The sequence below is a fragment of the Pantoea sp. DY-15 genome (assembly GCF_019795935.1).
Lineage (GTDB): Bacteria > Pseudomonadota > Gammaproteobacteria > Enterobacterales > Enterobacteriaceae > Pantoea > Pantoea leporis.
In genome coordinates, this window is sequence record NZ_JAIMIF010000003.1 from 215,518 (window position 1) to 237,863 (window position 22,346).

The window sequence follows — 22,346 nt, forward strand, 5'->3', positions numbered from 1 at the left end:
AAACGCTCACCTCGTAGGGTCGCCATTTATGGCGACCTGGCCAAAACCCCGCACAATTCAATCCCATTCACCGCATAAACTCTCCCGCCGTCTTATGCTTTTTTAGACTTTGAAATCCCTAAACGATATATAAAACCGTTACAGCTTTCCCCTGAGTTATAAATACACTGACAGCATCTAATGGCATTGGCTTAATTGCCGTCTTTCAGGGTGCAGCATGACATTTCCGATTTCGAAAAAATGGCTTGGCGGTATCGCGCTGTCGTGTGCTTTAGCCGGTGCGGCGCAAGCGACCGAGTTGCTGAATAGCTCTTACGATGTTTCGCGCGAACTGTTCGTTGCCCTGAATGCGCCATTTGAAAAAGAGTGGGACGCTGCCCATCCGAATGACAAGCTGACCATCAAGCAGTCGCACGCCGGTTCTTCTAAGCAGGCGCTGGCGATTCTGCAAGGGCTGCGCGCCGATGTGGTGACCTACAATCAGGTGACCGATGTGCAGGTGCTGCACGACAAAGGCCAACTGATTCCCGCTGACTGGCAACAACGTCTGCCAAACAGCAGCTCACCGTTTTACTCCACCATGGCGTTTCTGGTGCGTAAAGGTAACCCGAAGCAGATTCACAGCTGGGCCGATCTGGCGCGCGATAACGTGAAGCTGATTTTCCCTAACCCAAAAACCTCGGGTAATGGCCGTTACACCTATCTCGCCGCGTGGGGCGCAGCCGATCAGGCGGATGGCAAAGATATAGCCAAAACCAGAGCCTTTATGGCGAAGTTCCTGAAGAACGTTGAAGTGTTTGATACCGGCGGTCGCGGTGCTACCACCACCTTTGCCGAGCGCGGTCTGGGCGATGTGCTGATCAGCTTTGAATCGGAAGTGAATAACATCCGTAATCAGTACGGCAAGGACCAGTACGAAGTGATCGTGCCAAAAACCAATATTCTGGCGGAGTTCCCGGTGGCGTGGGTCGACAAAAATGTCGAGCACAACGGCACCACCGACGCGGCCAAAGCCTATCTGAATTATCTCTACACGCCTGAAGCGCAGAAAATCATCACCAGTTACTACTATCGCGTGAATAACCCGCAGCTGATGGCGGAACAGAAAGATCGCTTCCCGCAGACTGAACTGTTCAACGTCAAAGACGCCTTTGGCGGCTGGGAAAACGTCATGAAAGTCCATTTTGCCAATGACGGTGAGCTGGACAAATTACTGGCAGCGGGGCGCGGTTAATGTTCGCGCTCGCTCAAAAACGTGTCTTGCCGGGCTTTGGATTGAGCCTTGGCACCAGCTTACTTTTTACCTGCCTGATTCTGCTACTGCCAATCAGCGCGCTGCTGATGCAGCTGTCGCAAATGACGCTGGCGCAATACTGGGCGGTGATTAGCCATCCACAGTTGATCGCCGCGTATAAAGTGACGATTCTGGCGGCGGGCGTGGCCTCGCTGTTCAACGCCGTATTCGGCATGCTGATGGCGTGGATTTTGACACGCTATCGCTTCCCCGGACGCACGCTGCTGGATGGTTTGATGGATCTGCCGTTTGCGCTGCCGACGGCGGTAGCGGGTTTGACGCTGGCGGGTCTGTTTTCGGTCAACGGCTGGTACGGTCAGTGGCTGGCGCATTTTGATATCAAAGTCTCTTACACCTGGCTCGGCATTGCCGTGGCGATGGCCTTCACCAGCATCCCGTTTGTGGTACGTACCGTGCAGCCGGTGTTGGAAGAGTTAGGTCCGGAATATGAAGAAGCCGCGGAAACGCTGGGCGCAACGCGCTGGCAGAGCTTCCGTCGCGTGGTGCTGCCAGAAGTGGCACCGGCGTTGCTGGCCGGCACTGCGCTGTCGTTTACCCGCAGCATCGGCGAGTTCGGCGCGGTGATCTTTATCGCCGGCAACATCGCGTGGAAAACGGAAGTGACCTCGCTGATGATTTTCGTGCGTCTGCAGGAGTTTGATTATCCGGCGGCGAGCGCCATCGCTTCAGTAATCATGGCCGCTTCCTTATTGCTACTGTTCGCGATTAACACCTTGCAGAGCCGCTTTGGCCGTCGCTTAGGAGGCCACTGATGGCGGAAATTTCACACATCAATCACGCTGACCGCCAGCCAATCAACTGGGGCAAGTGGCTGCTGATTGGCATCGGTGCGCTGGTTTCCATCCTGCTGCTGGTGGTGCCGATGGTTTCCATCTTCTGGGAAGCCCTCAACCAGGGTTTGGTTGCCTCGCTGAGTAACCTGAAAGATGGCGACATGCTGCATGCCATCTGGCTGACCCTTTTGGTGGCGCTGATTACCGTGCCGGTCAACATGGTGTTCGGTACGCTGCTGGCGTGGCTGGTGACGCGCTTCACCTTTCCCGGCCGCCAGCTGCTGTTGACGCTGTTTGATATCCCGTTTGCGGTGTCGCCGGTGGTTGCCGGTTTGATGTATCTGCTGTTCTGGGGCGTCAACGGTCCTGCCGGTGGCTGGCTGGATGCGCACAATATTCAGATTATGTTCTCCTGGCCGGGCATGGTGCTGGCCACCATCTTCGTTACCTGTCCGTTTGTGGTGCGTGAGTTGGTGCCGGTGATGCTGAGCCAGGGCAGTCACGAAGATGAAGCGGCGGTGCTGCTTGGCGCATCCGGCTGGCAGATGTTCCGCCGCGTGACGTTGCCGAATATCCGTTGGGCGCTGATGTACGGCGTGGTGCTGACCAACGCACGTGCGATTGGTGAATTTGGTGCGGTCTCGGTGGTTTCGGGATCGATTCGCGGCGAAACCTATACCTTGCCGCTTCAGGTTGAATTACTGCATCAGGATTACAACACCGTGGGCGCCTTTACTGCCGCCGCGCTGCTGACCCTGATGGCAATCGTAACGCTGTTTCTGAAAAGCGTGGTGCAGTGGCGATTAGAGCATCAGCAGAAGCGCCTACAGGAGGAAAATCATGAGCATTGAGATTAAACAAATCAACAAATCGTTTGACCGCACATCGGTTCTTAACGACATCTCTCTGGATATTCCTTCCGGCAAGATGGTGGGACTGCTGGGGCCATCCGGTTCTGGTAAAACCACGCTGCTGCGTATCATCGCTGGGCTGGAACATCAGAACAGCGGACAGATCCATTTCAATGGCAAAGACGTCAGCCGCATCCATGCGCGCGATCGTCAGGTGGGCTTTGTGTTCCAGCACTACGCGCTGTTCCGCCACATGACGGTGTTCGACAATATCGCCTTTGGCCTTACCGTTCTGCCACGTCGCGAACGTCCAGGTGCTGCTGAGATCAAACAGCGCGTTATGCGTCTGCTTGAGATGGTACAACTTTCCCATCTGGGCAACCGCTTCCCGGCACAGTTGTCAGGTGGACAGAAGCAGCGTGTAGCGCTGGCGCGTGCACTGGCGGTAGAACCGCAAATTCTGCTGCTGGATGAGCCGTTTGGCGCGTTGGATGCGCAGGTGCGTAAAGAGTTGCGTCGCTGGCTGCGTCAGTTGCATGAAGAGTTAAAATTCACCAGCGTGTTCGTGACCCACGACCAGGAAGAAGCGATGGAAGTGGCGGACACCGTGGTGGTGATGAGCCAGGGCAACATCGAACAGGTTGGCACGCCAGATGACGTATGGCGCGATCCATCGACGCGCTTTGTGCTGGAATTCCTTGGCGAAGTGAATCGCTTTACGGGCGAAGTACATGGCTCTCAGTTCCATGTGGCCGCGCATCGCTGGGCGCTGGGCTACACGCCTGCGCATCAGGGCGAAGTTGAACTGTTCCTGCGTCCGTGGGAAATCGATATTTCACGCCAGAGCAGCCTGGAAACGCCTTTGCCGGTGCAGGTGCTGGAGATCAGCCCGCGCGGCCACTTCTGGCAGTTGGTCGTTCAGCCGAGCGGCTGGCAGGGCGAGGTGTTCTCCGTGGTGTTCGACGGCGATCACCATGCGCCGATGCGTGGTGAACGCCTGTTCGTTGGCCTGCAACAGGCGCGAATTTACCATGGCACTACGCCGCTGCGCCCGGTTGCCTTTGCCGAGAGCGCCTGATATTTTTGACACTCCTTCGGGCGGGGCTTTCCCGCCCGTTTTATTTGCCCCTCTTTCGTCTGGAATTAAACCGTGACCACACTGGAAAATACCATCGGCAATACGCCGTTGATAAAGTTGCAGCGCCTGACGCCTGATAACGGCAGCGAGATCTGGCTAAAGCTGGAAGGCAACAATCCAGCCGGTTCCGTCAAAGACCGTGCGGCCTGGTCGATGATTCATCAGGCGGAGTTGCGCGGTGACATCAAACCGGGCGATACCTTAATTGAAGCCACCAGTGGCAACACCGGCATTGCGCTGGCGATGATCGCCGCGATGAAGGGCTACAAGCTGCGCCTGCTGATGCCCGATAACATGAGCCAGGAACGCCAGGATGCGATGCGCGCCTACGGCGCTGAATTGCTGCTGGTATCGCGCGATCAGGGCATGGAAGGGGCACGCGATTGGGCGCAGGCGATGGCCGACCGCGGCGAAGGACGCGTGCTGGATCAGTTCAACAATCCCGATAATCCGCTGGGCCACTATCTCACCACGGGCCCGGAAATCTGGCAGCAAAGCGCTGGCCGCATGACGCATTTTGTCTCCAGCATGGGCACCACTGGCACCATTACCGGCGTTGGACGTTACCTGAAAGAGTTCGCGCCGGCGGTGCAAATAATTGGCCTGCAGCCACAAGAGGGTAGCAGCATTCCCGGTATACGTCGCTGGCCTGAAGCCTATCTGCCCGGCATTTTCCGTCCGGAGTTAGTGGATGAGGTGATTGATATGGCGCAGCGCGAGGCGGAAGAGACCATGCGAGCGCTGGCGCAGCGTGAAGGGATCTTCTGTGGCGTCAGCTCTGGCGGCGCGGTGGCGGGCGCATTGCGTATCGCCACGGCGCAGCCAGGCAGCGTGGTGGTGGCGATTGTGTGCGATCGTGGCGACCGCTATCTCTCCACCGGCGTTTTCCACTGATCCCACTTTCCCGCCGATGAACTGGCCTGCGCGTACTGTGATGGTGCGTCCAGGCCATTTTTGTCTATAGTCTTCGTAATAATCGTCTGACGTAAGCAACGTAAGGATCGCGTAAAACCGGCTGCGTTCGTTGTGGACTCAGGACAAAATAGCGGCAATTTACACGAGAGATAACGATGAAAATTCTGCTGGTTGATGATGATGTAGAACTTGGCACCATGTTGAGCCAATACCTGATTGCTGAAGGTTTTGAAACACAACTGGTTTTAACCGGTAGCGCCGGTGTGGAAGGCGCGTTATCGGGCAACTATACCGCAATGATTCTCGACATCATGCTGCCTGATATGAGCGGTATCGATGTATTGCGCCAGGTGCGGCAGAACAGCCGGTTACCGGTGATTATGCTGACGGCGAAAGGCGACAATATTGATCGGGTGATCGGCCTGGAAATGGGTGCGGATGATTACATGCCGAAACCGTGCTATCCGCGTGAACTGGTGGCCCGTCTGCGTGCCGTGCTGCGTCGCTTTGAAGATCAGACTCCGCTGCCGGATAAGAAAGAGTTGCTGCGCTGGGGCGATCTCAGCCTCAATCCCGCCACGCGTATCACCGAGTGGCAGGGCAAAGCGTTCGATCTGACGGCTTCAGAGTTTAACTTGCTGGATCTGCTGCTGCGTGCGCCGGATCGCGTGGTGTCGAAAGATGAGCTGTCGGAAAAAGGCCTTGGTCGTCCGCGCGAAGCTTACGATCGTAGCGTTGATGTGCATATCAGCAACATCCGTCAAAAGCTGGCAGCGTTAACTGCCGACAGCGTCAACATTGAAACTGTGCGCAGTATTGGTTATCGCATTCGATGAAACACAGCTATCGCGGCCGCATGTTCTGGAAAATTTTGCTGGGCTTCTGGATTGTGTTTGTCATCATCAGCCAACTGTTGTGGCTTGGCTTTACGCTCTCCGGTAATCGACATGAGCCGCCAGAGCTGGTGGCGATTCGGCGTATCGTTAATCTGCAAATGGCGTCAGCGGTTTCAGTGCTGGAGCGCGGTGGTCCCAGCTCGCTTGATGACATGATGGCTGACTGGGAACCGAACGATCGGCAATTCTTCTCGGTGATCCAGCACGAAAAGCCCGCCGCGACGCCTAACAATGCGCCGCCAGAAAGCATCAACGAACCCTTTCAGGGACCGTTTCCTGATGTGATTGTGCGCTGGGTGCAAGGGCAGGATGGCAAACAGTACGAGCTGCGTTACGACGTTAAAGGCTTGCGCGAAGACAGCTCAATGGGCGGCGGCCGCCCGCGCCGCATCCTGAATATCCCCGAACCGATGTTTACCTTCGCTGGCGCATTGGGGCTGCTGTTTAGCCTGCTGCTGGCGTGGAACCTGACGCGACCAATGCGTCAGCTGCGTGAGGGCTTTGCGCGCGTCTCCAGCGGTGATTTGTCGGTACGGCTCTATCCGGTGATGCGTAAACGCCATGATGAGCTCTCGAACGTTGCGCAGGATTTTGATGCGATGGTGGAGCGCCTCGATACGCTGGTGAAAGCGCGTGAGGAGTTGCTGCATGATATCTCCCACGAGCTGCGTTCACCGCTGGCGCGCTTGCAGCTGGCGACCGGCCTGGCACGGCAGACGCCGGAATCCGTCGAATCCTCGCTCAATCGCATTGATGAGGAAGCCCGACGCCTCGACAAGATGATTGGCGAGCTGCTGACGCTTTCGCGCGCTGAGCACGAAAGTATGCCTGGGGAACAATATTTCGACCTTACCGGCCTGCTGCATGCGGTGGTGACCGATGTGCGCTACGAAGCGCAGATTCCCGGCGTGATTGTCGATTTTCAGGTGGATGAGAATGCCGATTACACCGTTCACGGCAATGCGGAACTGATTCGTCGTGGTGTGGAGAATGTGCTGCGCAATGCGCTGCGATTCTCGCACAAAGGGCAGCACATCAACGTGCGGCTGCAGGCGGAAAATCAGTGGCTGGCAATTAGCGTGCGCGATCAAGGGCCGGGCGTGGACGATGAGAAGCTTTCGAGCATCTTCGATCCTTTTGTACGGGTTAATTCTCCGCTGATGGGCAAAGGCTACGGTTTGGGGCTATCGATTGTGCGTAAGGTGATTCTGGCGCATCACGGTGAAGTTCAGGCGGTAAATCGCCCGGAAGGTGGTCTGGAGTTAACGTTAAGGTTACCGCGCTGGAAGCAGGAATAAGGCTTAGTGCAGCCGGTCAGGACAACGGGGCAGATCGTAAAGACGGCATAAACCGTCCCTGGGCCTCGGCTCGCGCCTTCCCTGGCGCGAGACGCTTTACTCCTCTGCCCCGTCGTCCCGACCTCTTCCCGCATTGTGCGCGTTGAGAGATGCAAGAGTAGGGCAGACTGAAACAAAAAACGGCACCCTTTGGGTGCCGTTTTGCAATTCTCACGAATCAGCCGAAGCTTACTTTTTAATGCGGATAACCGGAGTCTCGCCCACAGTTACCTGACCGGAGAGTTTGATCAGGTCTTTAATCTCGTCCATGTTCGAGATTACAACCGGCGTCAGCGTTGATTTCGCTTTCTCTTCCAGCAGTGCCAGATCAAACTCGATCACCACGTCGCCTTTCTTAACCTTCTGGCCTTCTTCAGCGATGCGTTTGAAACCTTCACCTTTGAGCTCAACCGTGTCGATACCGAAGTGAACAAACAGTTCGATACCGTTATCAGACTCGATTGAAAATGCGTGGTTAGTTTCGAAAATCTTGCCGATAGTACCATCAACCGGTGCAACCATTTTGTTGCCGGTTGGTTTGATTGCGATACCGTCACCCACGATTTTCTCAGCGAATACCACATCAGGTACGTCTTCGATATTTACGATTTCGCCTGACAGAGGCGCAACGATATCAATAGTGCCTGACGCGCTCTCTGATTTTTCGCCAAAAAGTTTAGAAAACAAACCCATGATCTTCTCCTAAGCAGTAATTTGAGGCTAGCGTCCGTGGATCAGCAGAGCGTTTTTTCTTTAATGAACTTGTTGACCAAATTCATCAAATCATCCGCTGTTGGTTGATCCAGAGCCTGCTCCGCCAATGCCTTCGCATCTTCGAAATTAGTATTACGAATGATTTTCTTGATGCTTGGGATTGAAATGGCGCTCATGCTGAATTCGTCCAGCCCCATTCCCAGTAACAGTAGTGTAGCACGTTCATCACCAGCCAGCTCACCACACATGCCGGTCCATTTCCCTTCGGCATGTGATGCGTCGATCACTTGCTTGATGAGGCCAAGAACAGACGGCGTCATTGGGTTATAGAGGTGTGAAATCAAATCATTACCACGATCGACCGCCAGAGTATACTGCGTCAGGTCATTTGTCCCAATACTAAAGAAGTCGACTTCTTTCGCCAGATGGCGAGCAATCACTGCGGATGCTGGCGTTTCAACCATGATGCCGACTTCGATGGTCTCATCAAAGGATTTGCCTTCTTCACGCAGTTGCGCTTTCAACAGCTCCAGTTCGCCTTTCAGAATGCGAACTTCTTCTACTGAAATGATCATTGGGAACATGATGCGCAGTTTACCGAATGAGGATGCACGCAGAATCGCGCGCAGCTGCGCATGCAGAATCTCTTTACGGTCCATGGCGATACGAATCGCGCGCCAGCCGAGGAACGGGTTGTCTTCTTTCGGCAGGTTCATGTAAGGCAGATCTTTGTCGCCGCCGATGTCCATGGTACGCACGATAACCGCCTGCGAACCCACGGCTTCAGCCACGGCTTTATACGCCTGGAATTGTTCTTCTTCGGTTGGCAGTGAATCACGGTCCATAAACAGGAACTCGGTACGATACAGGCCAACACCTTCCGCACCGTTGCGTTCAGCACCGGCAACATCACGCACGGTACCGATGTTAGCGCAGACTTCAACCTGATGGCCGTCCAGCGTAATGGCTGGCAGATCTTTCAGTTTCGCCAGTTCATGCTTTTCAGACAGATATTGAGTCTGAATTGCTTTCAGTTCTTCCTGCACGTCATCAGTTGGATTGACGTAAATTTTGTTGTTCACGCCATCAATGATCAGGAAATCACCGTTTTTCACGGTGGCAGTCACGTTGCCGGTGCCGACAATCGCAGGCAGCTCAAGCGAACGCGCCATGATCGAGGTGTGAGATGTACGCCCACCCAGATCGGTAATAAAGCCCAGCACCTTTTTCAGGTTCAGCTGTGCGGTTTCTGACGGCGTTAAATCTTTCGCCACCAGAATAGATTCGTCAGCAATCGCACTCAGGTCGACAATGTGCAGACCGAGAATGTTCTGCAGCAGACGCTTACCAATATCACGTACGTCAGCCGCACGCTCTTTCAGGTATTCGTCATCCAGCTCTTCCAGTGCAACGGCCTGGCCTTCAATCACGGTGTGAGCAGCGGCGTCCGCGGTAGCATGGTCTTTCTTGATGAGGTCGATGATTTCCTGCTCAAGCTCTTCGTCTTCGAGCAGCATGATGTGACCTTCAAAGATCGCCGCTTTCTCTTCACCGAAGGTTTCACCGGCTTTAATGCGAATGGCTTCGAGCTGTGAAGCAGCTTTGCTGCGTCCATCAAGGAAGCGCTGAACTTCCTGCTCAACCTGATCGTCAGTAATTTTTTTACGGCTGATGACGATCTCATCTTCCTTCAGCAAAAGTGCGTTGCCGAAAGCGATACCCGGTGATGCTAAAATGCCTGAAATCATAACCCTACCTTTTAATCACGATGGCTCATTGACCCGATGCGTCGCCACTGTCGCGGAGCAGTACTCTAAAGATGCAATAACGCGGACAGATTGTCCGCGATCAAGATATTTGCACTCAATGGGGCAAAGGGGTCGGTTTAGTTGCGAACTGAGCCGGTTACTCCAGCTCAGCCATCAGCTTGACCAGGTGCTCAACCGCTTGCTGCTCGTCTTCACCTTCAGCAGACAGCGTAACAACCGTACCTTGAGTCAGACCCAAAGTCTGCAGTTTAAACAGGCTTTTCGCGCTGGCAGATTTGCCATTAGAGGTCACATTGATTTCTGACTTAAAAGCCTTAGCTTCTTTGACGAACTGGGCTGCAGGACGAGTATGAAGGCCGTTAGGTGCGGTAATGGTAACTTCTTGCTGGAACATTCTATTTCCCCAACTTTATCAGGTTTGGTGTTATGGATCTAAAGTCTAGCCTGGAGCCGTAACTTTAGCCTGTGTAGGTGCGCTGGTATGGCTTTAAGCTCACCATAAAATGCGCTCGAATGAGTACGTCATTAACAGTGACAGATCAAAAACTGCACGAATGCGTCACTCTTATCATTATGCCGTGATTCGCCGTTTCGCCAAATCAGTAAATCGATTCAGCTTGATCCACTTCAAAGGCAGATTAATTTCAGGCACCGAAATAATTGGAAGCTTAAATACCAGAGCCGCATCACTGAAAGCAATCTGTCTGGTGATAAAAGTGAGATCTGCACCACAAAAAAGCACCCATTCGGGTGCTTTTTTCGTCAGTTTCAGACTTTCAGCATCACTGCTGAAGTTCTTTCTCAGTGAAGAGATCGGCAAACAGCGCGGTACTTAAATAACGTTCGCCGGAGGAGGGCAGAATCACCACGATGTTCTTGTTGGCGAAGGCTTCATCTTCTTGCAGCTTCAGCGCGGCAGCAACGGCAGCACCTGAAGAGATACCTGCTAAAATACCTTCTTCTTCCATCAGCTTACGGGCGGTGCTAATGGCTTCTTCATTGGTTATCGCCACTACGCGGTCGATCAATTCCAGATCAAGGTTGCCAGGAATGAAGCCGGCACCGATGCCCTGGATTTTATGTGGGCCTGGTTTGATCTCTTCGCCCGCCAGTGCCTGAGCAATAACCGGTGAATCGGTTGGCTCAACGGCAACGGTAATCAACTCTTTTTTGCCTTTAGTATTCTTGATGTAGCGGCTCACGCCTGTCAGCGTACCGCCGGTGCCCACGCCCGCAATAAACACGTCTACTTCGCCGTCGGTGTCTTCCCAAATTTCTGGACCGGTGGTTTTTTCGTGGATCTCCGGGTTGGCTGGGTTGCTGAACTGCTGCAACAGCACATATTTGTCCGGATCGCTGGCGACAATCTCTTCCGCCTTCGCGATGGCACCTTTCATGCCTTTAGGACCTTCGGTTAGCACCAGGTTAGCTCCCAGCGCTTTCAGGAGTTTGCGGCGCTCAATTGACATGGTTTCTGGCATGGTTAGCGTCAGCTTGTAACCGCGCGCTGCGGCGACGTAAGCCAGCGCAATACCGGTGTTACCGCTGGTTGGTTCAACCAGCTCAACGCCCGGCTTCAAAATACCGCGTTTTTCCGCGTCCCAAATCATATTGGCACCGATACGGCATTTGATGCTGAAGCTCGGGTTGCGCGACTCGACCTTAGCCAGAATGCGGCCGTTACCGATGCGGTTCAGTCGAACCAGCGGCGTATGACCAATTGTCAGAGAGTTGTCTTCATAGATCTTACTCATAGCTCGTCCTTAACTGTATGAAATATTGGGAACCCTCAGAGCATACCTTTTCTAATGATGTGCGGAAGGAAAGAAATCGCATATCTATATAGCGCACAACCATAAGCCTTACGCAAAAATGCATAAGACGATTTAAAGCTTTAGCGGCGCGCATGTTGTGCATGATAACGATCCACCCACATGGCCGTTGCACCGCATACCGCAACCGGCAGAATCGCCAGATTGATAATCGGGATCATGGTGAACAGGCTAACCAGCGCACCAAATTGCATATTTGCGCTTTTGTGCTGGCGCAACGCCTGGCGCATCTGCTGGAAACTCACTTTGTGGTTATCAAATGGGTAGTCGCAATACTGCACGGACAGCATCCACGCACTGAATAAAAACCATAGAACGGGCGCCACCGTTTGTCCAAAGCCGGGGATAAAGTGCAGCAACAGCAAACCAAGCGCACGCGGCAAATAGTAGCCGAGCTTCTGAAACTCTCGCTTCATGATGCGCGGTATGTCTTTTATCAGGCCCACCCAACCGCTATCTGGTAATGGCGTTCCGGTCAATCGCCCTTCAAGCTGCTCGGCGAGCAAGCCACAGAAGGGCGCGGCAATCAAATTTGCCAGAGTCGAAAAGAAGTAACTGAATACCAACACAATCGAAATCACTGAGAGCGGCCACAGCAGATAACTCAGCCACTGCAGCCAGTCAGGGATATGTGACATTAAAGCCGGGATCCACTGACCCAAGCGCTGAAACAACCAGATAAAGGCACCGCCAAGAAGCACGATGTTGATCAGTAGCGGCATGATGACATAGCGACGAATGCCGGGCAGGCGCACCAATTTCCATCCTTCAGCGAAGTAGTGAACACCATTAAATGTTGAGACCGAATTTCCTGCGGGCATAGCGAGCCTTTCTCCTAAATATAGCGGCGCGACCATCATAACCTAGCTTTTTGTCGGCTCCAGGCAGTGTTTGCGCGAAAAAACAGCAAAAAACCGTGGGGCAGCTATCTAATTTGTCAGAAAATACTGCACAGACTTGCACTTGTTTAGCTGGGCAAATACAGTTAGAGGATAAAGTTTGCCGTGGTGGCAAGGTATTGGAACAACAGAGAATACAATGATGCAGGATTTGCGTCTGATATTAATCGTTGTTGGCGCGATCGCCATAATAGCGCTGCTACTTCATGGACTGTGGACCAGCCGTAAAGAGCGCTCCTCCGTGTTTCGTGATCGCCCGCACAAACGTCTGAAACAGCGCGAAGAAGCCGATGAAGATCTGCTGAGCGAAGAAGATGATGGCGTCGGCGAAGTCCGTGTACGTCGTCAGCGTGATGCGGATGAAGAACCTGAATTCACTGCGCGTCCAGCCAGCGCACCGCGTGCGTCTGAATCTGTGCGTCAACCGGCATCACGTCAGGCTGACCCGTTATTAGGTGACCCGCTGCTGGATGATGAGCCGGAGGTGCGTAAGCCGCAAGCGCCAGTGGCGAAGCCAACGCCAGCGCCTGCACCACAACCGATTCAGGCCGATCCATTGCTGGATAACGAACCGCTTTCCGCAACGCAGCCTGCGCCTGAATTCCTGGCGGCAGAAGAGCCAGAATTGGAACCTGAAGCGCCAGCTGCGCATCAACCGGAAGCGCCACAGCCAAAGGCTGCTGCGCCGGGCAGTAAAAAAGAAGCCGTATTAGTGCTGCATGTTGCTGCACACGCGGGCGGCGAACTGAACGGTGAAGCGCTGTTGCAGGGCATCCTGCAGGCCGGATTCCAGTTCGGTGAAATGAACATTTTCCATCGCCATCTCAGTCCAGCCGGCAGCGGTCCGGTGCTGTTTAGCTTGGCGAACATGGTGAAACCGGGTTCATTCGATCCTGATCAAATGGGGAATTTCTCTACGCCAGGCATTTCCATCTTTATGATGGTGCCGTCGTACGGCGATGCGAATCAGAACTTCAAGCTGATGCTGCAATCCGCGCAGCGTATCGCCGATGATGTGGGCGGCGTGGTGCTGGATGATGAGCGTCGCATGATGACGCCACAGAAGCTGGAAACCTACAAAACGCGTATTCGCGAAGTTATCGGTTAATCGCCGTTAGCTGAGCCAAAACAAATATAACCCCCGCCTGTCGGGGGTTTTTTATCGGATAAGAGACTATGAAATCGGTTCAGGAGCAGATCACCGCGCTGCGCACCACGTTACGTCACCACGAATATCTCTACCACGTGATGGATACGCCGGAAATTCCGGATGCAGAGTATGACCGATTGATGGTTCAGCTGCGCGAGCTGGAAAGCGCACATCCTGATTTGATTACGCCTGATTCACCCACCCAACGCGTGGGCGCGGCACCGCTGGCCGCTTTTGAGCAAGTACGTCATGAAGTGCCGATGTTGTCGCTGGACAACACCTTTGATGAAGCGGGCTTCCTTGCCTTCAACAAGCGTGTGCAGGATCGCCTTAAAAGCACTGACGAATTGACTTATTGCTGCGAACTCAAGCTGGATGGTTTAGCCGTGAGCTTGCTGTATGAAGATGGCCTGCTGGTGCGTGCCGCTACGCGCGGAGATGGCACCACCGGCGAGAATATCACGGCTAATGTACGCACAATTCACGCCATTCCGCTGCGTCTGCATGGCGATAACATCCCCGCACGCGTTGAAGTGCGTGGCGAAGTGTTTATCACCGAAAGCGGTTTTGAAAAACTGAATGAAGAAGCGCGTCGCACCGGCGCGAAAGTCTTTGCTAACCCACGCAACGCCGCAGCCGGTTCACTGCGCCAGCTCGATCCACGCATCACCGCTAAACGTCCACTGACCTTCTTCTGCTACGGCTTTGGTCTGCTGGAAGGCGGTGAAATGCCTGCCAGCCATTGGCAACGTCTGCAACAGTTTAAGGCGTGGGGATTGCCAGTCACCGATCGTATTCGCCTGGCACACAGCGCCGATGAAGTGCTGGCGTTTTATCGTCAGGTTGAGCAGGAGCGCCCGTCGCTCGGCTTCGATATCGATGGCGTGGTTATCAAGGTCGATTCTCAGGCGCTGCAGGAGCAGCTCGGCTTTGTGGCGCGTGCGCCGCGCTGGGCTGTGGCCTTTAAATTCCCGGCGCAGGAACAGATGACGTTCGTGCGCGATGTCGAATTCCAGGTGGGCCGCACCGGCGCGATTACGCCCGTCGCGCGTCTGGAGCCGGTTCAGGTTGCGGGCGTTGTGGTAAGTAATGCCACGCTGCATAACGCCGATGAAATTGCCCGACTGGGTTTGCGCATTGGCGACAAGGTGGTGATTCGCCGCGCCGGTGACGTGATTCCGCAAGTGGTCAACGTGGTGGAATCGGAGCGCCCGGCAGAGACGCGTGAAATCGTCTTCCCAAGTCATTGCCCGGTGTGCGGTTCAGACGTTGAACGCGTGGAAGGTGAAGTCGTGACGCGCTGCACCGGCGGCCTGATTTGTGGCGCGCAGCGTAAAGAAGCGCTTAAACATTTCGTTTCGCGTCGTGCGATGGATGTCGATGGCATGGGTGATAAGATCATCGATCAGTTGGTCGAGAAAGAGTACGTCTTAACGCCAGCCGATCTGTTCCGCCTTACTGCCGGTAAGCTAACCGGACTCGATCGCATGGGCCCTAAATCGGCTCAGAACGTGGTTGATGCGCTGGAAAAGGCCAAATCCACCACGCTGGCACGTTTCCTCTATGCGCTGGGTATTCGCGAAGTGGGCGAAGCCACTGCCGCCAACCTTGCCAATCACTTTGGCGAGCTGGAAAAGGTGATGAACGCCGATCTCGATGCGCTGATTGAAGTACAAGATGTCGGCAAAGTGGTGGCGACGCATGTGCGTAACTTTATGGATGAAGAGAGCAACCGCGCCGTTATTCGCGATCTTACTGAAGAGATTGGCGTGCACTGGCCGCAGGTTGAAGTGGTCAATGTCGAAGAAATTGATAGTCCATTTGCCGGTAAAACCGTGGTACTGACCGGCTCTCTGTCGCAGATGAATCGCGATGATGCCAAAGAGCGTCTGGTAGCGTTGGGCGCTAAGGTGAGCGGTAGCGTGTCGAAGAAAACCGATTTGCTGATTGCGGGTGAAGCGGCCGGTTCCAAGCTGGCGAAAGCGCAGGAGCTCGGCATTCCGGTGATCGACGAAGCGGAAATGATTCGCCTGCTCGGAGCGTAATGTGGATAAACAGCAACTGGTTGAAATCGCCAATACCGTGATGCCGTTCGGCAAGTACAAGGGCAGAGCGCTGATTGATGTGCCGGAGGAGTATTTGCTGTGGTTCGCTCGCAAAGATGAATTCCCGGCCGGTAAGTTAGGCGAATTGATGCAGCTTACGCTGACCATCAAGATCGAAGGGCTGGAAGGTTTAATCAAACCGCTCAAGCGCAATGAATAATAAAACGGCCCGCTTTTGCGGGCCGTTTTATTTAGGACTTCTGCGCTTCTACTTGCTGCTGCGCCAGCCGTTTTTCATTCCCGGCTTTGTAGCGCTGGGCAATGAAAGAACACACCATTAACTGCACCTGATGGAAAATCATCAGCGGCAGCACGATTATCCCCACGGAACTGGCCGGGAACAGGATGTTAGCCATCGGCACACCGTTCGCCAGACTCTTTTTCGAGCCACAGAACAGCACCACAATCTCGTCCGCACGGCTGAAACCAAACAGGCGCGATGCTGCCAGGTTAATCGCCAGTGCGATAAACAGCACCAGCACGCTACCAACCAGAATCCACAGCAAGGTATCCACGCCCACGCGATGCCAGATGCCGTTCACCACCGCTTCGCTGAACGCGGAGTAAACCACCAGCAGAATCGAGGTTTGGTCGGTTTTACCAATCAGGCTGCGATGTTTTTCGACCCACGCGCCAATCCAGCGACGCGACAGATGTCCTAAAACAAACGGCACCAGCAGTTGCAGCATGATTTTGCCAATCTGCTCCAGACCGTTGCCCGGCATTTCGCTGTGAACATTCATCACCAGATTCACCAGCAGCGGCGAGACAAATACGCCGAGCAGGCTGGAGGCTGAAGCCGCACATACTGCAGCGGCGACGTTGCCGCCCGCCATTGAGGTGAAGGCGATTGAGGATTGCACGGTCGCTGGCAGAATACACAGATAGATAAAGCCGGTGTAGATTTCCGGGCTGACGTTAACCGGATGCCACCAGACAATTAGCAAACCAATAATCGGGAAAATCACAAAGGTGCTGCACATAATCCACAAGTGCAAACGCCAGTGGCTGCTGCCGGCAATGATCTTCTCGCGCGACAGTTTGGCGCCATGCATAAAGAACAGCAGGGCGATGGCGGCGGTGGTCAGATATTCGAAGATATCGACAAAGACGCCTTTGGCAGGAATAAAGCTGGCCAGCAGCACGGTAATGATGAGTTTAATCATCATCGGATCGAGGCGTAAAAATCCCATTGTTAAAATCCGGTTAAATTTAAAAAATGATGGTGCTGATTGTGCGCCTGCTAGGTTTAGAAATAAAATTGATTTATTGCATCAATCTATGAGCGATATCGATGAATTACACCTTACGTCAGTTGCGCACCTTTGTCGCGGTGGCGCATCACGGCAGCTTCAGTCTGGCCGGACAAGCGATTGGTTTAAGTCAATCGGCGGTCAGCCATAGCATTAAAGAGCTGGAAGCGGAAATGGGCGTGCGCTTACTCGATCGCACTACGCGGGAAGTAATGCTGACCGAGGCGGGGCAGCAGCTGGCCACACGGCTTAACCGTCTGCTGGACGACCTCAATACCACCGTGTTGGATGTGCGCAGCTATGGCGAACAGCGCAGCGGCACGGTGCGTGTTGCCGCCAGCCAAACGCCTTCTGCCCATCTGATGCCGCAGTGCCTGGCCAGCAGCCAGCAGCGCTATCCGGATATCCGCGTCATCCTGCATGACCGCGTACAGCAATGGGTGCTGCAAAGCGTACGCAATGCGGAGGTTGATTTTGGCATTGTAATTGGCCCGCTCAACGACACTGATTTCGACAGCGAAGAGATTCTGCAGGAGCCTTTTTTACTGCTGTGTCATGAAGATGACGAGCTGGCGCAAATTGAACAGGCGCAATGGTCGATGCTGGCCGGACGCAATATGGTGCTACAGGATTATGCTTCCGGCAGTCGCGTGTTAGTTGATGCCGCGCTGCAACAGCTGGCGTTGAGTGTGCATGTGGTGCAGGAAATCGGTCATCCCGCTACGCTTTATCCGATGGTGGAAGCGGGAATTGGCATCAGCATTCTGCCTGCGCTGGCCTTGCCGTTGCCGTCAGGACGCAAACTCACGGTGCGGCGTCTTTATCCGGAAATTAATCGCAGCCTGATGCTGATAAAGCGCAAAAATCGCTCGCTGACACCCGCCGCAGAAGCGATCTGGCAGGAAGTGCGCCAGCAGGCAGCCCTGCTGACGCAACAACGCATGCTAAAGCCGGCGTTTTAAACGTACACGTTGATTTGATTGGTATCAGTTGGGCGGTTAATACCATCAGCTTTGGTGGCCGCAGGTTGCTGTGCTTCCTGTTTCTGTTGCGCTTTCTCAGCTTGCTGCTGCTCAATCTGCGCGATTTGCGCTTCAATCATTTGAATCTGTGATTGCAGCATCTGCTCCTGTTCAGACTTTTGCTCATCGGTGAGCGTATCGTCGCTGGAAAGATCTTTCAGCTGCTTAGTGATGGATTGAATCTGTTTATAGAGGCTGGCGATTTCTGAGGTAGAACCGCTGCCGCTACTTGCGGTGCTGACACTACCTACGCTGGATATAGACATGGTTTTCTCCTTGCAATAGACCATTATCGTTATCGGTCAGAGTATAAGGAGGCTTGAGGGCAGGGAGTGTTAAACTTGCGAAAAGGGGTTGTTAGGATTTGGCGCTAACCACAGATTTAACGCATAGCAAAAAGGCGCCTTTAGGGCGCCTTTCTACATTGGTGGGTCGTGCAGGATTCGAACCTGCGACCAATTGATTAAAAGTCAACTGCTCTACCAACTGAGCTAACGACCCGAAGTGGTGGGTGATGACGGGCTCGAACCGCCGACCCCCTCCTTGTAAGGGAGATGCTCTACCAACTGAGCTAATCACCCACTTCGGTACTGCTTAACAAGAGTGTCATCTGACTAAGATATGGTGGGTGATGACGGGCTCGAACCGCCGACCCCCTCCTTGTAAGGGAGATGCTCTACCAACTGAGCTAATCACCCATATCTTATCTCTTGTTCACTGCGGGCCATCTTTAAACCTTCTAAAGAGTGGTGGGTGATGACGGGCTCGAACCGCCGACCCCCTCCTTGTAAGGGAGATGCTCTACCAACTGAGCTAATCACCCCCGCTGTGTGGAGTCGCATTATAGGGATCCTTCAAAGTGAGTCAACGGTTTTTAAAACTTAAATGTGCGTTCGCTTTAAAAATAATCATCGTGGGGCGCTTTTCGCCAATGTGCTGGTTTTATTAGCAGAAAAGCGCACAGCAAACCGGGATGCCACCGCGACAATCATTGAGGAATCAGCCTCACCTGCTAGAATGTGCGCACTGTTTTTTCGCGTTAACCCGTTTTTTTGTCATCCAGACAATGAAACCTGCGCATTTAAGGCAATGCTGAATGAAAATCAAAACTCGCTTCGCACCCAGCCCAACGGGCTATCTGCACGTAGGCGGTGCTCGTACTGCTCTTTACTCCTGGCTTTATGCTCGCCATAACAAAGGCGAATTCGTTCTGCGTATCGAAGATACCGATCTGGAGCGTTCCACACCGGAAGCCATTGAAGCCATCATGGATGGTATGAACTGGCTGAGCCTTAACTGGGATGAAGGTCCGTATTATCAGACCAAGCGTTTTGATCGCTACAACGCGGTGATCGACGACATGCTGGAAGCGGGCACGGCCTATAAATGCTACTGCAGCAAAGAACGTCTCGATGCGCTGCGTGAAGAGCAGATGGAAAAAGGCGAAAAACCACGTTATGACGGTCGCTGCCGCGACAGCCATGAACATCACGCCGCTGATGAGCCGTGCGTGGTGCGCTTCCGCAACCCGCAGGACGGTTCTGTCATCTTTGACGATCAGATTCGTGGTCCGATTGAATTCAGTAATCAGGAACTGGATGACCTGATCATTCGCCGTACCGACGGTTCGCCCACCTATAACTTCTGTGTGGTGGTGGATGACTGGGATATGGGCATCACTCACGTGATTCGTGGTGAAGACCATATCAACAACACGCCACGCCAGATCAATATCCTGAAAGCGATCGGTGCAGAAGTGCCAACTTACGCGCACGTATCAATGATCCTCGGCGATGACAGTAAGAAGTTGTCCAAGCGTCATGGCGCTGTTGGCGTGATGCAGTATCGTGATGACGGTTATTTGCCGGAAGCGCTGCTCAACTATCTGGTACGTCTTGGCTGGTCACATGGCGATCAGGAGATTTTCAGCGTGCCGGAAATGGCAGAGCTGTTCACTCTGGATGCCGTGAGTAAGTCGGCCAGTGCTTTCAATACTGAAAAACTGCAGTGGCTGAATCATCACTACATTAATACGCTGCCGCCGGAGTACGTTGCTACGCAGCTGCAATGGCATATTGAACAGCAGAAGATTGATACCCGCACCGGTCCGGAGCTGGCAAAGCTGGTTACCTTGCTGGGCGAGCGTTGCAAAACCCTGGTAGAGATCGCGGCATCTTGCCGTTACTTTTATGAAGAGTTTGAAGCCTTTGATGCTGACGCGGCGAAGAAGCATCTGCGTCCGGTCGCGCGTCAGCCGCTGGAAGTGGTGCGCGACAAACTGGCTGCAATCAGCGACAGCAACTGGAACGCAGAGAATGTGCATCATGCAATTCAGTCTGCGGCAGATGAGCTGGAGCTGGGGATGGGCAAAGTCGGTATGCCACTGCGTGTAGCGGTGACCGGTTCTGGTCAGTCACCGGCGCTGGATGTGACGGTGGAAGCGATTGGTCGCAGCCGCAGCGTTGCGCGAATCGAAAAAGCGCTGGCATTCATCGCGGAGCGCGAAGCAAACGCATAATGTGAAAAAGCCGGAAGCATCTGCTTCCGGCTTATTTATTCTTCCTGAATCCCCAGACGTTCCATTACGCCTCGAATTCCCTCCCGCAACAACAACGCCGCAAATTGCTCTTGCTCCGCTGCCGTCATTTGCTGGACAGAATTTATTAATAACGCAGGTAACGTATTTTGTTGTGCACCGTAATTAGCCGCCGGTTCGTTCGCGTGGCGGGTGGATTGAACAAAGCTCTTTACGCGCTCATCTATATGGATCAATCGCGCTTTACCGCCCTGAACACCGGGCTTTGGCGTGGTTGTCCAGTTTTCACGCTTGATCCATTTATTCACCGTTTGCCGACTGTAGCCCGTTTCCTGCGCGAGCTCCTCGGGGGTAAGCCATTCCTTTTTCACGATGCTGTCCCTGTTAAATACATTAGTTCTACATATTACAACAAAACGTAACGGGGAAAAGTAACCTGAACAGAAAATGCCTTCTGCTCTCCAACAAAAGGCAAAATTAGGTTATTGCGCCTGGCTCACTGCGGCTTGTTCCGGACGGAAAGCGATGAAATAGGTGAGGCCAACAAAAATTGCACCGCCCACGCCGTTACCGAGGAACACCGCGATCACGTTTGGCGCAAATTCCGCCCAGCTCATCTGGCCGGCAAAAATTGCCGCCGGAACAATAAACATGTTTGCGACGACGTGCTGGAAGCCAATCGCCACGAACGCCATCACCGGGAACCACATACCGAAAATTTTACCCACTACATCTTTACTGGCGAAGGCGAGCCACACCGCCAGACACACCAGCCAGTTGCAGCCCACGCCGGAAATAAAGGCATGCAGGAAATCGGCATTCACTTTTGCGTGCGCAATCGCCACGGTTTTTTTCAGGTAATCGCCTTCGGTCATGCCCAGCATGTGACCAAAGAACCATGCAACCGCAACGCTGCCAATGAAATTGGCGAGGGTAACCCAAAACCAGTTACGCAGAACGCTGAAGCCACTGATGCGACGAGCGAACCAGGCGATGGGCATCGTCATCATATTGCCGGTCAGCAGCTCGCCGCCCGCCAGTACCGTCATGATCAACCCGACCGGGAACACCGCAGCGCCGAGTAGCACGCCGAATGAACCCCATTCAGCAGGCAGTTGGTTAATGACATGCAGATCGAGCAGGAAGCCAGTGGCGATAAACGCACCGGCCATAAAGCCAAGAATCAACAAGGTGGAGATAGGCAGGCGGCTTTTAGCCACGCCAGCTTGAATCGCCAGTTGGGCGATCTCTTTAGGTGTATGCAGCGACATAGTTCACTTTTCTTTTATGGATTAATGGGGACGTTGCTGGCCGGTCATTGAGAGAACACCCTGGTAGGATGACCGGTTAATTAGCGCGCTAAGTTTTACACGCACTTTTAACGAAAACAAGACTGCTTCTAACATCTTTAACCTAAAGTTAACGCTGGGTTGAGGTTGGAGTGGGGAAGCATTGTTGGATAATGCATATAAATAGTCGCGAAGCGGGATGGCGTGTTGAAAAAAAACCATGCTGACGCGGGGTTGACGCCTTTTTCAGCGATCAAACACAGAACGAGAATTTGACGTTGACACTCAAGGGGCGGTTTCATATTATCCCGTCCGTCGAGTTTACTCGGCAGTTTTTCGGTTCGGGGGTATAGCTCAGCTGGGAGAGCGCTTGCATGGCATGCAAGAGGTCAGCGGTTCGATCCCGCTTATCTCCACCAAACCGCTCCCAACGGTTTGACCGAAAAATGATTTCCAGATGTGGGGGTATAGCTCAGCTGGGAGAGCGCTTGCATGGCATGCAAGAGGTCAGCGGTTCGATCCCGCTTATCTCCACCAAATCTCTGTTCGTTC

The 22,346-nt window shown here is 53.7% G+C and carries 21 protein-coding genes and 6 tRNA genes; 14 read left to right on the top strand and 13 right to left on the bottom strand.

Annotated elements, in window-relative coordinates; all coding sequences use genetic code 11:
* The first annotated feature begins 217 nt into the window (after window positions 1-217).
* The 7 genes from K5Y32_RS13585 (at window position 218) to K5Y32_RS13615 (ending at window position 7,186) form a co-directional block, all read left to right on the top strand.
* Window positions 218-1,234, top strand: a complete 1,017-nt coding sequence (locus tag K5Y32_RS13585) for a sulfate ABC transporter substrate-binding protein (RefSeq protein WP_222184545.1) — start codon at window positions 218-220, stop codon at window positions 1,232-1,234.
* Window positions 1,234-2,067 (top strand): sulfate/thiosulfate ABC transporter permease CysT, encoded by an 834-nt coding sequence (gene cysT, locus K5Y32_RS13590; RefSeq protein ID WP_064739484.1) that lies wholly within the window; start codon window positions 1,234-1,236, stop codon window positions 2,065-2,067. The genes K5Y32_RS13585 and cysT overlap by 1 nt, the downstream gene beginning before the upstream one ends.
* Entirely contained in the window at window positions 2,067-2,939 is an 873-nt protein-coding gene (gene cysW, locus K5Y32_RS13595; RefSeq protein ID WP_101763571.1) for a sulfate/thiosulfate ABC transporter permease CysW, read from the top strand. The genes cysT and cysW overlap by 1 nt, the downstream gene beginning before the upstream one ends.
* Window positions 2,929-4,017, top strand: a complete 1,089-nt coding sequence (gene cysA / locus K5Y32_RS13600; protein ID WP_222184547.1) for a sulfate/thiosulfate ABC transporter ATP-binding protein CysA — start codon at window positions 2,929-2,931, stop codon at window positions 4,015-4,017. The genes cysW and cysA overlap by 11 nt, the downstream gene beginning before the upstream one ends.
* 72 nt (window positions 4,018-4,089) lie before the next feature.
* Window positions 4,090-4,971 carry a cysteine synthase CysM gene (gene cysM, locus K5Y32_RS13605; RefSeq protein ID WP_222184549.1) on the top strand — a complete coding sequence of 294 codons (882 nt, stop codon included), beginning with the start codon at window positions 4,090-4,092 and terminating at the stop codon, window positions 4,969-4,971.
* A gap of 176 nt (window positions 4,972-5,147) precedes the next feature.
* Window positions 5,148-5,828 carry a response regulator transcription factor gene (locus K5Y32_RS13610; protein WP_008107810.1) on the top strand — a complete coding sequence of 227 codons (681 nt, stop codon included), beginning with the start codon at window positions 5,148-5,150 and terminating at the stop codon, window positions 5,826-5,828.
* Complete coding sequence (locus K5Y32_RS13615) at window positions 5,825-7,186, top strand: ATP-binding protein (RefSeq protein WP_222184551.1); 1,362 nt, start codon at window positions 5,825-5,827, stop codon at window positions 7,184-7,186. Before K5Y32_RS13610 ends, K5Y32_RS13615 begins: the two co-directional genes overlap by 4 nt.
* A gap of 228 nt (window positions 7,187-7,414) precedes the next feature.
* Here the strand turns inward: K5Y32_RS13615 and crr are convergent, their stop codons facing one another.
* The 5 genes from crr to cysZ form a co-directional block, all read right to left on the bottom strand.
* On the bottom strand, window positions 7,415-7,918 hold the full coding sequence (gene crr / locus K5Y32_RS13620; RefSeq protein WP_008107804.1) for a PTS glucose transporter subunit IIA: 504 nt from the start codon (window positions 7,916-7,918) through the stop codon (window positions 7,415-7,417).
* A gap of 41 nt (window positions 7,919-7,959) precedes the next feature.
* Window positions 7,960-9,687 carry a phosphoenolpyruvate-protein phosphotransferase PtsI gene (gene ptsI, locus K5Y32_RS13625; protein ID WP_110866519.1) on the bottom strand — a complete coding sequence of 576 codons (1,728 nt, stop codon included), beginning with the start codon at window positions 9,685-9,687 and terminating at the stop codon, window positions 7,960-7,962.
* 157 nt (window positions 9,688-9,844) lie between these two features.
* Window positions 9,845-10,102, bottom strand: coding sequence for a phosphocarrier protein Hpr (gene ptsH, locus K5Y32_RS13630; RefSeq protein WP_101763576.1), 258 nt, complete (start codon window positions 10,100-10,102; stop codon window positions 9,845-9,847).
* A gap of 388 nt (window positions 10,103-10,490) precedes the next feature.
* The gene (gene cysK, locus K5Y32_RS13635; protein WP_222184553.1) at window positions 10,491-11,462 is read right to left on the bottom strand and encodes a cysteine synthase A; all 972 of its coding nucleotides are present in this window, start codon (window positions 11,460-11,462) and stop codon (window positions 10,491-10,493) included.
* 140 nt (window positions 11,463-11,602) lie between these two features.
* On the bottom strand, window positions 11,603-12,361 hold the full coding sequence (gene cysZ / locus K5Y32_RS13640; protein WP_101763578.1) for a sulfate transporter CysZ: 759 nt from the start codon (window positions 12,359-12,361) through the stop codon (window positions 11,603-11,605).
* A 217-nt stretch (window positions 12,362-12,578) separates the two neighbouring features.
* On the opposite strand from cysZ, the gene zipA reads away from it, so the two are divergent.
* The 3 genes from zipA (at window position 12,579) to K5Y32_RS13655 (ending at window position 15,854) form a co-directional block, all read left to right on the top strand.
* Window positions 12,579-13,547, top strand: a complete 969-nt coding sequence (zipA, locus tag K5Y32_RS13645; protein WP_222184555.1) for a cell division protein ZipA — start codon at window positions 12,579-12,581, stop codon at window positions 13,545-13,547.
* 68 nt (window positions 13,548-13,615) lie between these two features.
* Window positions 13,616-15,634 (top strand): NAD-dependent DNA ligase LigA, encoded by a 2,019-nt coding sequence (gene ligA, locus K5Y32_RS13650; RefSeq protein ID WP_222184557.1) that lies wholly within the window; start codon window positions 13,616-13,618, stop codon window positions 15,632-15,634.
* A 1-nt stretch (window position 15,635) separates the two neighbouring features.
* Entirely contained in the window at window positions 15,636-15,854 is a 219-nt protein-coding gene (locus K5Y32_RS13655) for a DUF3820 family protein (protein ID WP_101763581.1), read from the top strand.
* 31 nt (window positions 15,855-15,885) lie between these two features.
* Here K5Y32_RS13655 and K5Y32_RS13660 read toward each other — a convergent pair whose 3' ends face one another.
* On the bottom strand, window positions 15,886-16,887 hold the full coding sequence (locus K5Y32_RS13660; RefSeq protein ID WP_101763582.1) for a bile acid:sodium symporter family protein: 1,002 nt from the start codon (window positions 16,885-16,887) through the stop codon (window positions 15,886-15,888).
* A gap of 101 nt (window positions 16,888-16,988) precedes the next feature.
* Here K5Y32_RS13660 and K5Y32_RS13665 point away from each other — a divergent pair, with 101 nt between their 5' ends.
* A complete protein-coding gene (locus K5Y32_RS13665; protein WP_101763583.1) occupies window positions 16,989-17,909 on the top strand; it encodes a LysR family transcriptional regulator in 921 nt (306 codons plus the stop codon).
* On the opposite strand, the gene K5Y32_RS13670 is transcribed toward K5Y32_RS13665, so the two are convergent.
* From K5Y32_RS13670 to K5Y32_RS13690, 5 genes are all read right to left on the bottom strand, one after another.
* The gene (locus K5Y32_RS13670) at window positions 17,906-18,235 is read right to left on the bottom strand and encodes a FlxA-like family protein (protein WP_222184560.1); all 330 of its coding nucleotides are present in this window, start codon (window positions 18,233-18,235) and stop codon (window positions 17,906-17,908) included. The genes K5Y32_RS13665 and K5Y32_RS13670 overlap by 4 nt on opposite strands.
* A 159-nt stretch (window positions 18,236-18,394) precedes the next feature.
* A tRNA-Lys gene (locus tag K5Y32_RS13675) sits at window positions 18,395-18,470 on the bottom strand.
* 4 nt (window positions 18,471-18,474) lie between these two features.
* A tRNA-Val gene (locus K5Y32_RS13680) sits at window positions 18,475-18,550 on the bottom strand.
* A gap of 41 nt (window positions 18,551-18,591) precedes the next feature.
* Window positions 18,592-18,667, bottom strand: a tRNA-Val gene (locus tag K5Y32_RS13685).
* A gap of 49 nt (window positions 18,668-18,716) precedes the next feature.
* Window positions 18,717-18,792, bottom strand: a tRNA-Val gene (locus K5Y32_RS13690).
* A gap of 273 nt (window positions 18,793-19,065) precedes the next feature.
* On the opposite strand from K5Y32_RS13690, the gene gltX reads away from it, so the two are divergent.
* Window positions 19,066-20,487, top strand: coding sequence for a glutamate--tRNA ligase (gene gltX, locus K5Y32_RS13695; RefSeq protein WP_101763585.1), 1,422 nt, complete (start codon window positions 19,066-19,068; stop codon window positions 20,485-20,487).
* 35 nt (window positions 20,488-20,522) lie between these two features.
* On the opposite strand, the gene K5Y32_RS13700 is transcribed toward gltX, so the two are convergent.
* Entirely contained in the window at window positions 20,523-20,876 is a 354-nt protein-coding gene (locus K5Y32_RS13700; RefSeq protein WP_192411427.1) for a YfeC-like transcriptional regulator, read from the bottom strand.
* 111 nt (window positions 20,877-20,987) lie between these two features.
* Window positions 20,988-21,776 carry a formate/nitrite transporter family protein gene (locus K5Y32_RS13705; RefSeq protein WP_222184561.1) on the bottom strand — a complete coding sequence of 263 codons (789 nt, stop codon included), beginning with the start codon at window positions 21,774-21,776 and terminating at the stop codon, window positions 20,988-20,990.
* Between the two features lie 361 nt (window positions 21,777-22,137).
* Here K5Y32_RS13705 and K5Y32_RS13710 point away from each other — a divergent pair.
* Together K5Y32_RS13710 and K5Y32_RS13715 are read left to right on the top strand one after the other, a co-directional pair.
* Window positions 22,138-22,213: transfer RNA gene (locus K5Y32_RS13710), tRNA-Ala, on the top strand.
* 42 nt (window positions 22,214-22,255) lie between these two features.
* Window positions 22,256-22,331 (top strand) — tRNA-Ala (locus K5Y32_RS13715).
* Window positions 22,332-22,346: the final 15 nt, after the last annotated feature.